The organism is Streptomyces sp. NPDC003379, assembly GCF_053589195.1.
Window position 1 is genome coordinate 393,988 of the sequence record NZ_JBSFRK010000001.1, and the last position, 13,543, is coordinate 407,530.

Annotated in this window: 7 protein-coding genes and 1 pseudogene; 2 read left to right on the forward strand and 6 right to left on the reverse strand. The window is 70.8% G+C overall.

Annotated features, from left to right (window positions below; translation table 11 throughout):
• Window positions 1–202: 202 nt before the first annotated feature.
• A pseudogene (locus ACWDVB_RS01685) lies at window positions 203–1,837 on the forward strand (helix-turn-helix domain-containing protein); the annotation flags it as partial.
• On the opposite strand, the gene ACWDVB_RS01690 reads toward ACWDVB_RS01685, so the two are convergent.
• The 5 genes from ACWDVB_RS01690 to ACWDVB_RS01710 all read right to left on the reverse strand — a co-directional run bounded on the left by ACWDVB_RS01690 (window position 1,827) and on the right by ACWDVB_RS01710 (window position 12,058).
• Window positions 1,827–3,098, reverse strand: coding sequence for an IS701 family transposase (locus ACWDVB_RS01690; RefSeq protein ID WP_451515506.1), 1,272 nt, complete (start codon window positions 3,096–3,098; stop codon window positions 1,827–1,829). The pseudogene ACWDVB_RS01685 and the gene ACWDVB_RS01690 sit on opposite strands and share 11 nt — an antisense overlap.
• Before the next feature lie 668 nt (window positions 3,099–3,766).
• Window positions 3,767–5,017 (reverse strand): TIGR02679 family protein, encoded by a 1,251-nt coding sequence (locus tag ACWDVB_RS01695; protein WP_451515505.1) that lies wholly within the window; start codon window positions 5,015–5,017, stop codon window positions 3,767–3,769.
• The gene (locus tag ACWDVB_RS01700) at window positions 5,014–9,171 is read right to left on the reverse strand and encodes a TIGR02680 family protein (protein WP_451515504.1); all 4,158 of its coding nucleotides are present in this window, start codon (window positions 9,169–9,171) and stop codon (window positions 5,014–5,016) included. The genes ACWDVB_RS01695 and ACWDVB_RS01700 overlap by 4 nt, the downstream gene beginning before the upstream one ends.
• The gene (locus ACWDVB_RS01705) at window positions 9,168–10,508 is read right to left on the reverse strand and encodes a TIGR02678 family protein (RefSeq protein WP_451515503.1); all 1,341 of its coding nucleotides are present in this window, start codon (window positions 10,506–10,508) and stop codon (window positions 9,168–9,170) included. Before ACWDVB_RS01705 ends, ACWDVB_RS01700 begins: the two co-directional genes overlap by 4 nt.
• A complete protein-coding gene (locus ACWDVB_RS01710; protein WP_451515502.1) occupies window positions 10,505–12,058 on the reverse strand; it encodes a TIGR02677 family protein in 1,554 nt (517 codons plus the stop codon). Before ACWDVB_RS01710 ends, ACWDVB_RS01705 begins: the two co-directional genes overlap by 4 nt.
• Before the next feature lie 548 nt (window positions 12,059–12,606).
• Between ACWDVB_RS01710 and ACWDVB_RS01715 the strand changes: the two genes are divergently transcribed.
• Window positions 12,607–12,900, forward strand: a complete 294-nt coding sequence (locus ACWDVB_RS01715; RefSeq protein ID WP_451515501.1) for a hypothetical protein — start codon at window positions 12,607–12,609, stop codon at window positions 12,898–12,900.
• Window positions 12,901–13,247: 347 nt separating this feature from the next.
• Here ACWDVB_RS01715 and ACWDVB_RS01720 read toward each other — a convergent pair whose 3' ends face one another.
• Entirely contained in the window at window positions 13,248–13,523 is a 276-nt protein-coding gene (locus ACWDVB_RS01720) for a hypothetical protein (RefSeq protein ID WP_451515500.1), read from the reverse strand.
• Between the last annotated feature and the right edge of the window lie 20 nt (window positions 13,524–13,543).

The following is a 13,543-nucleotide window of genomic DNA, read 5'->3' on the forward strand; positions in this document are numbered from 1 at the left end:
CCATGACGGCGGAGGAACCATGAACAAGGACAACGGACACGACGAAGACGAAATCGGGGAAATATTGGCCCTGTTGGCCACAGGAGCACCACCTGAGCGGCTTGAGGAACCGTTGCTCCGGGCACGTGAGCGAGGCGCGGACGCCGATCGGCTTGAGCAGGTGGAACGGGCCAGGAACCTCGCGCTGCGCGTACAGGGGCTGATGTCCCAGCAGCAGAACCGGCAGACCGGCCTCGCGGCGCTCATCGACACCGCGCGCGAACTGACCCGCCCCTACGATCTGGGAAGCCTGCTCAATGTCATCGCGCGCCGAGCCCGCTTCCTGCTCGGCCTCGACATGGCCTGGCTGTCGATCCACTCCCCCTCGGGCGGTGAGTCGGTGGTGCACGCGGCCGACGGCCACATCAGCATGGTCAGCGTGGGGATGAAGGTGCCCGCCTCGGGCGGGCTCGGCAATCTGGTGACCGAGCGAGCCGCCCCCGTGTGGACCGCCGACTATCTCAGTGAGGACGAGATCCCCCGCACCGACACCACACACGGTGCGGTGCGGGCGGAGGGGCTGCGGGCCGTCCTCGGTGTGCCTCTGCGCCGGGACGCCACCATCCTGGGTGTGCTCTACGTCGGGCACCGGCAAATGCGCCCGTTCACGGCGGACGAGATCACCCTGATGTCGTCGCTCGGTGACCTGGCGGCGGTCGCGATCGAGAAGGCGCAACGGCTCGGCCAGGCACAGGACGAGGCGAGCGAGCTCCGGCTCGACGCTTCCCGGGCCGAGGATTCGTACGCCTCGGCGCGGCAGCTGAACGTCGTCTACGCCGAACTCGTCGACCTGGTGCTGCGCGGCGGCGATCTCCACGCCCTGGTGGACGAGGCCGGCGAGCTGCTCGGAGGTACGTTCCTGGTCCGCGACCCCAGCGGCACCGATCTGACGGCCACGCCGGTCCTGGGTCTCGACGAGGCCGAGCTCCGCGAGGCCGCCATGGGGGTGCACTCCGGGAGGCAGCCGGTGATGACACCCAGCGGCACCTGGGTGTGCCCGATCCTGGCGGGCGAGGAACTGCTCGGCACGCTGATCCTCGCCACGGACCGGCCGCTCGACGAGCGGCAGACCCGGATCATCTCCCTGACGGCGCGCGTCGCCGCCGTGTCCCTGCTCCTGCAGCGGAGCACCAGCCTCGCCGAGCTCCAAGTACGCAGCGAGGTGTTCCAGGACCTGATCCACGGCGAGCAGCTGTCCGCCGGGCAGCTGGCCGACCGCGCCCGCAGACTCGCCGTCGACCTCAGCATGCCGCATGTCCTCGTCGTGGCCCGTCCCGAGAACGATCCCCAGGGCCGGGGGGCTTTCTGGGCGTCCTCCTACGCGCATCAGCGCTCCGGCCTGAAGAGCGTGGAGTCGGACGGGATCGTGCTGCTGCTGCCGGGTGCCGACGCCGGGGCCACCGGCCGGACCGTGGCCACGGAGTTCGCCGCGGCACTGGGGCATCCGGTGACGGTGGGCAGCGCGGGGCCCGTCACTTCCGCCGACGCGCTCTCGGATGCCTTCCAGGAAGCGCAGCGCTGCCTGGCCGCGCTGACCGCGCTCGGCTCGGCGGGTGGCGCCGCCTCGCCGCGTGAACTGGGCTTCCTGGGGCTGTTGTTGTCCGACGAGCCCAACGCGGGCGGGTTCATCGCGGACACCATCGGCCCGGTCCTGGAGTACGACGCCCAACAGGGCACCGAACTCACCCGGACCCTGGAGACCTACTTCTCCCTCGGGGGCAGCGCCACCCGCACGGCCGACGCCCTGCATGTCCACCCCAACACGGTGGCCCGCAGGCTGGAGCGGATCACCGAACTGCTCGGTGAGCGCTGGCAGGACTCGACGCAGCGCCTGGAGGTGCAGATCGCGCTGCGGCTGAACCGGATTCGGCACACTGTGCGCGCACGGGGCGGCGGCCTGACGGCACGACGCTGACCCGTCGCCCCAGGACGACGGACGCGCAGGCCCGGGTCCTGGACCGGTCGACCTCCGACAGCGCGGCTACGGCGTGCGCGACGGAGGCGAGCGTCATATGACGGTGCCAGCCGCCGAAGGACCGGCCTTCGAAGTCCCGCAGGCCGACCTTCGCGCCCACGTCGTCCACGCCGTGCGCCGTCCAGCCGCTCAGCTTCGTCAGGCGCAGCAGTTCGGGGACCGGTGTCCGGGTCAGGTCGGTGAGCCAGACGCGGGTCGGCGGCAGCAGGGGGTCCTCCCACTCGCCGACGAGGAGCAGGGTCTTTCGGCCCTTGAGTCCTTCGCGCGCCCTCTCGCGCGTGCGGCCGGGCAGGGCCACCGGGATCGCCATGGCCCAAGAGGTGTGCCGTCGCCCCGAGGCGTGGTCGACCCACTCCACCGCACGCCGCAGGCCCTTGACCGACTCCAGGATGTGCCGGGCGGTGAGCGGGCCCGATCCGTATCCGGGCATCGCCGGCGCGGCCACCTCACAGGCGGTCAGCGAGCCGACTCCGGTGATCAGCGGAACCGAGATCGCGTCGAACCCGGTGACCAGGCGGCGCACATCGGTCCCTGGTACGTCGAAGACCACGGGCCGGGCCGGCATCCGCCAACTCCGCAGGGGCTCCAGGGCGGTCGCGATGGCGCACTCCTCAGGTGTCGCACTGATCACGTCCGTGGGAATGCCCGCACGGCGTCTGCGCGCCTGGTCCCCGGTCCACCGGTCCGACAGGAACAGGCGCCAGTTCACCGGGACACTCAGATCGTCCGACGCCGACCACAGACCGAAGGCGTACTGGCCACTGGAGGGCTCCCCCGCCCCTCTGTCGCCACGGGAGCCGACACCCACGGACCACTCCCCCACCTTGGGGATGGCATACGGCCGGACCACCCAGGCACTCGGCGCCGCGCTCCGCCGCAGATAGTGGGCGAGTGCCTCCCTGGCCGGCCGCCAGTCCCAGGTCGAGGCGCTGATGAAGTGGTGCATGCTCTGCTCCGCGGCGCCGCCGCCGAGCAGAGCGGCGATGTTCCTCATGGACTTGCGGCCCCGCGCCGCGAGCAGCCCGCCCACGTACTGCTCGCCCTTGCTGAGCTGGTCCCTGCGGTGCAGGGAGTGCGGCAGCACGTACTCCGTCAGTTCCGTGGCCGCGGAAGGCGCCCTCCCCCCGTGTCCGTCTGTCTGCCTCCTGAGTGCGGTGGAAACCACGAGATCCCCCTTCTGACTCGGTGTACTGCGTCGCCCTGAGCACCACAGTGGCCGCTGAACGGCGCGCGGACGATGTGGCACCGGCACCCTGTTATGGCGGCGACCGGTGGCTGCGGCATCAGGAGGCCCGTCGCCGCGCGGCGGATCGGATGCGGAACGGGGAAGGGGGTGTGGGCGGCCCACCATGGCCACCGGTGCCGTCCACCATGACCACCGGCGCCGCCCCCCGCGGCCCCGTGGCCGGGCCCCTGGAGGGCGGCGTCGGACGAGCTCCGAGCGCACCTCCGGACCGCCGAGCGTCCTGGACGCCCGCAACGCGGCACGCCGCACCTTGCCCGACACCGTCATCGGCAGCCGTACGGCGATCTCGACCACCCTGACGGCCTTCTCCGGCGGCAGTTCGGTGGCCGCGAAATCGAGCAGTGCCCTGGCCGCCCCGGGGGAGGACCGGGACCGGGAGCCACCTGGCGTGCCCTTGACGCCGCAAAGGGAGAACCCTCAGATCAGCGGCCCTTCTCCGGTCTGTCGGGGGGACTTCGGGCACTCGGAGTGTCGAACGAGCGTCACGACCGACCGGAGCAGCTTCCTCACTCAATCGCTTCGACCAGGTCTGCCAACAGGACGTCAGCCATCAGTTCCTCGACTACAGCGATGCCGTATGCGGCCATGGCACGGGTCAGCTCGGGGTCCCAGGGAGCCTCGGTGAGTCGGCCGGGCTGGGGTCCGTGCGAGGTGCGGGCCGCCGCGGCACGGTAGTCCACTGCCGTCATGCGCCAGGGGCGGGCCGGCGTCTTGTCCAAGAGGTAGGCGGCGATGCGGATTCCTTCGCCATCGAAGTCGCCGTGATAGCGGAGGACGGCGCCCTGATCCGCGAGAAGACGGAGGAGGTGGATGGCCGCGCTGTTGGGCCAGCCGGATGTGCACACGAGCGGCGGGCAGTCGGGGCCGAAGCGGCTTACGGCCAGAGCCAGGATGCTGGGGTTCTCCACGGCGTGGACGACGGGTGCCGGATCGGAGGCGAGGGCGAACTCGCCCGGGGCCCGCAGTTGAGCGAGGGTCAGACTGGCGGCCTGACCGGCCTCGGCACAGACACGGGCCACACGGGCGAGCGGGCCTGCACCGGCCGGGCGTAGTCCACCGACGAGAACGGTGGACGACAGGTCGTCGTCGGCGACGCCCGCGCGCGTCCACAAGGTGCGCCGGTCCGCCGCGGATTCCGGCACGCCGGTGTCGTGAAGAGTCGCCAGAGCACGAAGGACAAGGGAGGACAGGCGGGTACCGTCGTCGAGTGCGTGGGAGTCGCCCTTCAGGACCCGGGCAGCGAAGACGGGCAGGGGCTCGGCCTGGGCCGGGAGTGCCGCGAGCACGGTCAATGCCTCTGCGAGCAGGTTTCGGGTCCGTTCCGGTGAGCCACCGACCAGGCCGGTGGCTCGGCACGACGCGGTCCAGTCGGCGAGCGCGGGCTGGGCCCGCACGGTGGCATGCCCGTCCAACCATGCCCACAGCTCGGCACGTTCATCATTCTTGCGGCGCCGCTCTGTCGCGCGATCGTCGAGAGGGCCTACGAGTTCGGTGACAGTTTCACGCACCGAAAAACCGGACAGCTCGGTGACCGCCTCTTCCAGGCGGGCCAGCGAGACGGAGGGGTGAGGATCCGGTAGACGGTCCAGACCCAGAAGGTCGGCGAGCGCCTCGCGCTGAGCTTCGTCAAGCGGTCCGAGGCGCACCCGTGTGACGGGGCGGCCGGAGGAGAGGCGGCTGTGGACCGTGTGCCATAGCGGGTCCAGTTCGGGACGGCGCAGGGTGCGTTCACCCGCAGCCGGTTCGGTGTGGGTCATCCCGCCTCCAGATCGGTGCCGTTCCAGACGAAGCGAGCGCTGGTGACAGCGTTATCGTGCCCATCGGTGAGGAGTTGGTGGACAGCGATGCCGGGTAGTTCGCCGTAGGTGCACCACTCGTGGTCGGAGGTGACCATGAGATCGAGGTCGAGTGCGGTGAGCAGGGCGAAGACCTGTCCGCGGTTGACCGCGTCCACGCCGACGAAGACCTCGTCGAGCAGGATGGGCCGGGGCGCCAGCGGCACGGCCTCGTAATGGGCGGCGACGGCGGCAAAGAGCGGCAGGTGCAGGGCGATGGCCTTCTCTCCGCCGGAGAGTGCGCCGTGCAGCTTCTTGGTCAGCGGCTGCCAGCCGCTCCCGTTCGCCCGATCGAGGCGCACGGTGAATCGGTGCCAGGCGGTGTAGTCGAGCACCTCACCGAGCTGCTCCTCCCAGCTCGCGGCCGTGTCACTGCCCTTGGCCTCCTCGATACGGGCGCGGAAGAAGGCGTGCAGGGCTTCCCGGTCGCTCTCGTTGACCCGGCCGGGGTCCTTGAGCAGCAGCTGACGGGCCGTACGGGTGCCCTCCGGGAGATCCGGACGGACGTCCCAGACAAGCTGGACGGCGACGTTGGAGGCGGTACGAACCCGCTCCAGATGCCCGTTCATACGGTGGACGAGTTCGCCGGCCTGGCGGATGCGGGCGGCGAGGTGACGGCGGATGTCGCCGGTGAGGATCTGGTCGAAGAGGCTCCGCTCGGCGGTGGTGATGTCGTCACTACTGCGGTCGCGCTCCTGGGTGAGCGTGGTGAGCAGGCCCGTCGCCCCCACCCGCAGGCCGTCCAGCGTAGCGGTGAACAGCTGGATGTCGTCATCGGGCTCCAGATCCAGGTCGGCACGGGCACCGAGGCGCTGGCGGGCTTCGTGGACCGCTTCGGAAAGGCGGGTCGCGGCATCGCCCAGGTTGCGTGGGGCGTGCGGGATGCCGGGCCACTTCGCCGCTGTGGCACGGGCGGCCTCCAGAGTGGCCTTCGTGCCGTCTCCGGCGTCTGGTTCCGGTGCGATACCCGCGTCCTCCGCGAGCCCCACCAGACACAGATGCCGGAACCGGTGCGCCGCGCGGTCCCGGGTGTCGACGGCCCGCTCCCGTCGTTCGGCATCCTGACCACTGGTTGCCCGCAGACCTCCGATACGGCCTTCCAGGCGCAGGAGGAGGTCGGCCGCCCGGCCGGCCTCCTCACGGCAGCGCCGCAGTTCGGCGCGGGCCTCGGCGACGCGCGCGACGATCTGCCGGTAGTCCTCGCCGACGGTGGCCTCCACCGCCTCCAGGCGCGCCTTCACTCCCGCCGCCTCGGCTTCGGCGGCAGCGGCGTTCTCGGACTGCTCATCGGCAGCTCGGCGCGAGCGGTCCGCCTGCGCGGTGAGCCGGCGAGCCGTGTCGGCGGCGGCGGTCGCGCTGAGACGGGCGTCCACCCAACTGTCGGCGGTGTCCCTGAACCTGTCGATGTCGGAGGAGAGCTCATGCAACCGGTCACGATCGGTGGGCAGTCCATGTTCGGTCGCCCGACGGCTGAGCGTGCGCAGAGCGCCTGCCACCTTGGTCTCGCACCGGCCCAGATGGTCAGCCGCGTCGCGCACGGCATCGTCCCGGGCCGCCACCTTCTCCTCGGCTCGATCCCCATGACGCCGACGGGCGTCGAGTTCCTGATGGTCGGGTCGAGCCGCGCGGTCTGCGTCCAGCCGGGCGCGGCGAGCGCCGAGGCCGCGCAGTTGGTCGTCGAGCGCGGCGAGGGATGCGTTCGTCTCGCTGATGTGCTCGGTCAGTTCACCGATCCTGCGCTGCCGGGCCCGTTGCCGCGCGAGGGCACCGATGTAAGCGGGTTCCGGCTTGCTCCACGTTCCGGTGGCGAGCGCGAGACGCCAGGCACCGTCGGCGGAGACGGCCGCGGGGTGACCGCCGGGCAGTGATGTGCCGTACGCGACACCGGCGAGGATGCGGATCACGGTGTCGACCGGGACGGGAATGCCCTCCTCGGGTTTCAGTACCTCCAGCAGACTGGGCCCCGAGACGGTCACGGCCAGGGCCGCTTCGGCTCGGGTGTCGTGCCCCGGCAGGACGATGCCACCGTAGGGGCTGACCCAGGCGTCCAGGAGGCCCGATGCCTCCAGTGCCGCCTCTACCGCGGCCTGCACGGTGAGCGGGACACCGTCGTGGAAGGCGATCAGTCGCCACAGGGGTGCGCCCGCCGTCACCGCGCGGACGGTGGTGCGGGTGGGAGGGGGCAAAGGCGGCAGGTCGGTCTCGTCGCTGAGCCGTCGAACTTCCTCGGCAAGTCGGCTCCGCTCGTCCCGTAGCTGCAGACGTGCGGCTCGCGCCGTGGCCTCCGCTGTGGCGATCTCTTGTTCCAGCGGGCGTGCGGCGGCGTCGACCAGCGCCGTCACCTCGGCCTCGGTCGCGGCTCTGGCCGCCAGTTCCCCGGCGTCGGCGATGCGTAGTTCCGCGCAGTCGCCGGCCCAGGCGAACAGCCGTTCCGCCTGTACGGCAAGGGCAGCGTCCCAGGCTGCGGACGCCTCGTCCCGCCGGGCGATCGCCTCCGTGAGCCGGCTACGGGCGTCCTCCAGCAGACTCTCGGCGACACCCCGGTCGCGTACCACGCGATCGTGCTCGTCCATCGCCTCGGTGATGAGGGCGACCTGCCGGCGTCGGGCGGTGACCGCACCCCGCAGCAGTCTGCGGGCCTGTCGTGCCCCGTTCTCGCCCGCCGTGGGTGCACCGGCCGAACCCAAGGGCCGACGGCCACCGGCCTCGTGCCCCGGGCTGTCTGCGAGGTTCCCTACCGAATCCGTGTCGAGAAGCGTCCGCACCTCATGATGGATCGACTCCATACCCGCCACCCGGGCAGACCGGTGTGCTTCCCCGGCGGCTTCGTGCGCGTGCTCGTCGAGGGTGCGGGCCTTGACCGCCGCCTCGTCGGCGTGACTCCGGTCCTCCTCCGCGCTGATCCGAGTGGCCTGCGCAGTGGCACGCTGACGCCCGGCGACGGCTGCCGCTTCTTCCGTACGACGGCGGAGCCGGTCGAGTTCCTCGCCCTGCTTGTACGCGTCACTCTCGCGCAGCCCCTCGACGGTCTCCTCCAGGGCGTGCGCCCGCAGTTCCTGTTCCTCGCGCCGGGCCTGAGCGGATTCCCGTTCTGTCAGCGCCTCTTCGAGTTCCTCGGCGCTCTGGCGGGCGGCGCGGGTGAGATCGTCCATCTCGGTGGTCGCCGAGATCAGCGCGGCCGAGCCGGCACGCAGGACACGTCGTGCGTAGGCGCGCTGCCGGACTGCGACGGTCTCTGCCGCTGTCACCTCGTCGTCGAGCCGTTTGAGGTGTTCGCGCTGGCGGTCCAGCCGCTCGAAGCCTTCGGCGAGTTCAGCGATCTGGCCTTCGCCCAATGGGGGAAGGGCGCGGGACAACAGGGTGGAGAGCAGGGACGGGTCGAGCCGTTCGGACAGTTTGGGCTGGCGCAACTGGAGCAGGGCGGACAACAGCGACTCATAACGCTGCTCCCCCATCCCGGCGAACAATTCACGTCGTACGGCCGTGCGGTGGTCGGTGGCCGAGGCATGGACATTGCCGCGATCGCGCAGGGCCTCGACCAGCGCTGCGCGTGTCAGCGGCTGTCCCGCCTCGTTGACGAGGAGCATGCCGGCGGGGTGGGCGATCCTGGAGCTGGTGGTGAAGTAGTCGGCATGCACCCCGCTGGTGTGCACACTCGCCTGCAGACGCGCACCACAGCCGAACCACCGCTCGGCGCCGTCGTCGCCGACGCGGCGGAACTCCATCCACACATACCCGACACGGGTCTTGCCGGGGGCGCCTTCGCCGAGCAGGTTCCAGTGCATGGTGCGTTCCGAACCGCCGAACGTCGAGAGGCGGCTGGGGCGCAGGCTGGCGTCGAAGAGGAAGGGCAGCAGAAGCTCAAGGGCCTTGGACTTGCCCGAACCGTTCTGGCCGCGGAGCAGCAGGCGGCCCTGATGGAAGGTGAAGGTCTCGTCGTAGTAGCGCCAGACGTTGAGGATGCCCGCGCGGTACGGCTGCCAGCGGCTGCGGGCCGCGTCCACCGCCGTTGCCGGTGTCGCAGGCGACTCGGCGGGCTCGGGCCGCCGCGGGACCGGAAGCTCTGTCACACTCACTGCTGATCCCCTTCTGCCGCAGCGCCACCGGAAACCCCGGCGCCTGCGCGCCGGCTCATGTCCCGCCCCGGTCCGGGGTCACCATCCGGATCCGGACTCTTCGTCTCCGTCAGGCGATAGCGGTACGCGGCCGGGCGTGCGACGACCCGCCCGCCGGCCGCGCGGACGAGCCCGACGTCACGCAGGACGCGTACCGCGTCGTCACAGAGCCGGGCCGCGCCGTCCACGGACTGATACGCCTTGGCCCAGCGCGGGAAGCGGCGCAGCAGACCCGCTCCGGCCTCGGCGAGCTGTTCGGGCAGCATTCCGGCGGGCGTGGCGCAGAGCGGCTCCAGAAGGAGCAGTGCGGCAACCCTGGCGGTGGAGGTGTCGTCGGGGAAGCGGACATCGGTGGCGATCCCGTCCGGGTCCACGAGCAGGAAGCCCTCCGCACGTTCCTCCAGGAGGAAGCCGGCCTGTTCGACCGAGCGACGCAGGATCTGACGTCCAGTCAGTGATGAGACGTAGGCCAGTTCGTCCTCGGCGAGGTCCGCCCGGTGCAGCACGGGGTCGTCGAAGAGGCGACGCAGCACCGAGTGGCGCAGCTTCAGATTGCGTTGTGCGTCAGTGGCGGCGCTCTCATCGTGTGTCTCGTCGGCCGTCCTGTCGACGACCGCGCCGCCGTAACGGCGCTCACGCACCAGGCCGGTGAGGAGTTCCTCGAACCGCGCGGGCACCTCGTCCGGGGGCACGGCGAGCCGGGAGGCGCCGACGGGCGCGGCGGGCAACCGCATCAGCAGGGTGGTGTCCACACGGTAGAGGACCTTGGCCTCCGCGGACTCGACGTACGCCTCGGTCGTACCATCCACCGCGCGCAGCACGTCGTACGACTCCAGCAGCTTGAGGACATCGACGAATGCCATCCGCTCCGGCTTGTGGACCGGGTCGAACGCGGTCAGTGCCCGGTCGGCCGCCGTGGCCTGCACGACGCGGTCTGCGAGCATGCCAATGGTTGTCATCGGCATCGACAGCAACTCGGCCGTGGTCACGCACAACAGCACATAACGCAGCCGGTCGAACGGGGCCCGGCCGGAACGCGCCCTACGAGCCGGCCGGGAGCCGTCCGGGTCGGCGCGTACCTTGGTGAGGCGGGCGTAACCGCGGCGGGGCTCCACGACCAGGTTCCAGCCGCAGGTGTAGTCGAACCACTGGGCCAGCGGCTCGCGACGGCGTCGTACCAATTCGAAGCCAGTCGGGTCGGCGGTCTCGGTGAGCAGGGGCCGGGCCAGGAGGAGACGGATGGCGCGGGCGACCTCCTCCCGTTCCGCGGCGGCCAGTTGGTTGGCGAGGGTGCTCATCCTGTGGCCTCCTGCGGCGTGGCGCGGAGGGCCGAGGAGACGCTCGCTCCACCCGCCGCCGTGATGTGGACGACGTAGTCCGGTCCCGTAAGTGAGCCCTTCACGGTGTGCAGTACGGCGGTGCGCTCATCGGAAGGCGGCGCCAGGGTGATCTCCACCCGGCCGTCTCCCGTCGTGGCGCGCCTCAAGCCGTTCGCGTCCGGCCTGGCGGCCAGGGCACGGCCAAACAGGTCGAGCAAACGGTCGAAGACAGCGGGATCCAACGTGCCGAACGAAGACAGACGAACAGGTCCGTCCGTCTCCAGCACCTGCCAGGCGAGTGCGAGTTCCGCTCGCTCCGCGCGGGCCCGCTCGGCACGCTCCGCCCTGACAGCCGCAACGTCCCGCACCTTGGCCGTACGAGTGAACCGCTCCGTCCGCCCACTGGTCCGCAGCAGCGCCGACACCTCCACCGGTGGGGCCTCGGACCAGGCGTGGGACGACGGGATCAGCTCGGGGTCGGGGTGGGCGAGATGAGCATGGCGTGCCGAACCGAGCCCGAAGGCCGCCGACCACAGCCGGTGCAGGTCATCTTCCGCGGGGGCCGCCGCGAACCAGCGTGCCAGCTCCCGGAAGTCCTGCACGGCGCTGGAGGAGCGGCGCCGCGACTCGTTGATCCGTTCCAGAACCTGCAAGAGCGAGACGATGGCTCGCCGGGCTATGTCGTGCAGTTGTTCAATCCGCGGTCGGGCACCGTCGTCCGCCAGGAACCACGCACGCAGGCCCGCCCAGCGCGCCCGCCTGCTCTCCACCCAGCCGGCCGCGGGATCCTCACCGGCCACCGGCGGGAGCTCCGCCCCGCGCAGGGCCCGCTCGCGCAGTACGGCGGTCCCCCGCTCCTCCACCCGGGCCACGGCGGCGGCGACCGCCTGCCCGCGCCGGTCGAGGTTGACCAGGAACTCCTGCAGATACGCGACGGTGGCGGCCTTGACCTCGCGGAACACCTCCAGATCCGCGCCCTCGGCGCGCAGGAGGCGCTGCAGTTCACCGTTGAACGCCTTGGTGTTCTCCACCAGAGCGTCCAGATGCCCCTCCAGCTCCCGCAGCGTGCTGAAGATCCGCCGATCGGCCGACGCGGGTTCACCGGAGAGCAGGCACAGCTCGTCGAGCCGGTCGGCGATCGCCTCCAGCACGGCCGTCTGCAGCGCGCCAGTGGAGGCGAGAACCTCAAGTGCGTGCCGCAGCCCGGCAAGAGCGGCCTCGCCCCGGCGGGTCAACGAATACTGCAGGTTGCGCCGTTCGTACTCCTCGGCCGTGCGGTAGTTCTCCGCGTGGTTGTGCACCACATCCAGGAGCTCCCACTGCACGAGCTTCCTGAGCGCCTCATACAGACCCTCATCCTCGACCGCCGCCACCCAGCCGACCCGGCGCAGCCGCTCTCGCACCGCGTCGAGCCCCAGCGCCGTCTCCAGGTGTTCACCGGCCACGCCGAAGACGTCCAGCACCGCCCCGTACAGATCGGACCTCTCCACCGTCGTGAACCGGAACATCTCCGGTGGAACCCTGCGCACTCCTGCCGCCCCTCCCCGTTGCCCCGACGGCATCCGGACCCCCACCGTAGAGGGAGGCAACGACACTCAGGGGCGAGTCACAGTTCGTCGGCGGACGCGCCACCGTCATCAGAAGCTCTACGGATCTTGCCGCTTTCTGCGGGATGACTGCGTATCGCCGGAGTTCCTGTTCCTCCGTGACCGCGTGGGAGCGTCGGCCGAAGAGCTCCTCTCTGCGGTAAGTAGCCTTACGGTGTGCGGCTCGCGCGCCTCGATTCCTCGGTCGTGCCCTCCGGGGTGGACGCGCCGGCCGTCTCGTGGCCTTCGGTGTCGTAGGACCAGTTAGTGGCGGAGCCGTTCTTCGCGGTTCCCGGCCAGGCCGTAGCAATACTCCCAGGACGCACTCCGGTTCACCGTTTCCGGGGCCCGGCTGCTGTGCGGGAGCGACGGCCTGGTGCGCGGCGAGTCCCTCACGGGCGCCGGACGACGCCATCTTCCGCGTCTTCACCGGCGCCTTCGGGCACCAGGCATTCGGAGACAGCCCGCTGGTGTGCTCGTAGTATGCCTGGATGCCCAAGCTGATACGGATGAGTCGCCCCGCGTGGGTTGCCGCGTGGGCGGTGCTGTGCGCAGCCGGTATCACTGTCACCGCCGCACTGAACACCTCCTCGGCACCGGACCCGAGGCCCGAGAAGCCCGTCAGCGCTGAGTGCGCCGAGTACATCGCGGACATCGAGATGCAGCTGGCCAAGGCCAGGCAGGAAGGCGAGGAGGACGGAGTGCTTACCTTCTCGCGAGTCCAAGTCGGCACCGGGGACGACTGCCACGACGAGCTCAGCGACCACCTCCGGGGCGATCGATGACCCGCGGTATGCCCCGCTGAAGCGAGGACCGGTCCCGTCTTCCCGGCCGAGGACTTTCGAACTTTGCCCTACTGTCTCGCGCACTGCCCTCGGGGCCCGCAGCAGTTCGTCGCGCCACCAGAGACATGTCCAACCTCGTGGCTGCACATGACGTCGGAGGGGTGCTGTGGTTCTCGGCTCTGTGATCACCGCGGTGGCTGGCGTAACCGGGCCCCTGGGCGGAGCCACCCCCCCACCCAGCGTGCCTCTGAACGGTGCAAGGCGTGCTGACGGCTCATCGTTCGTCTCCCGGGCCTGCGCCAGGCCTCCCACTCGGTCCGTCCTGGCCGTCCCGCAACGCCTGCACCTCACGCCCGGATACCCCGCCCTGGAACGACCCACGCCTTGATCGCGGTCCTCGCCAGCGCGAGAGTGCCTGTGGTGAGGATGAGCACGACCTCCGGGGTCAGCAGTTCCGCCCCTTTCGCACCCTCCGTGCTTCGCGTCGCTTCAGGCGGGGCGAAGCGCACCTGGGCGCCGTCCAGCTGATGCAGAATCTCGCGGAGCTCCCGCGCTTCCAGCTCCGCGTGCCGCGGGTCGGCGCCGAAAACCTGGATCTGCGTGGACTCGATCTCGTCGGACATACTCCCCCTCGTGCCGTCAA

Bases quoted from the DNA above. Each gene is read 5' to 3' on its own strand.
- ACWDVB_RS01705 (WP_451515503.1), bottom strand. From the start codon at position 10,508: ATGAGCACCCTCGCCAACCAACTGGCCGCCGCGGAACGGGAGGAGGTC.
- ACWDVB_RS01715 (WP_451515501.1), top strand. From the start codon at position 12,607: ATGCCCAAGCTGATACGGATGAGTCGCCCCGCGTGGGTTGCCGCGTGG.
- ACWDVB_RS01720 (WP_451515500.1), bottom strand. From the start codon at position 13,523: ATGTCCGACGAGATCGAGTCCACGCAGATCCAGGTTTTCGGCGCCGAC.
- ACWDVB_RS01695 (WP_451515505.1), bottom strand. From the start codon at position 5,017: ATGACCCACACCGAACCGGCTGCGGGTGAACGCACCCTGCGCCGTCCC.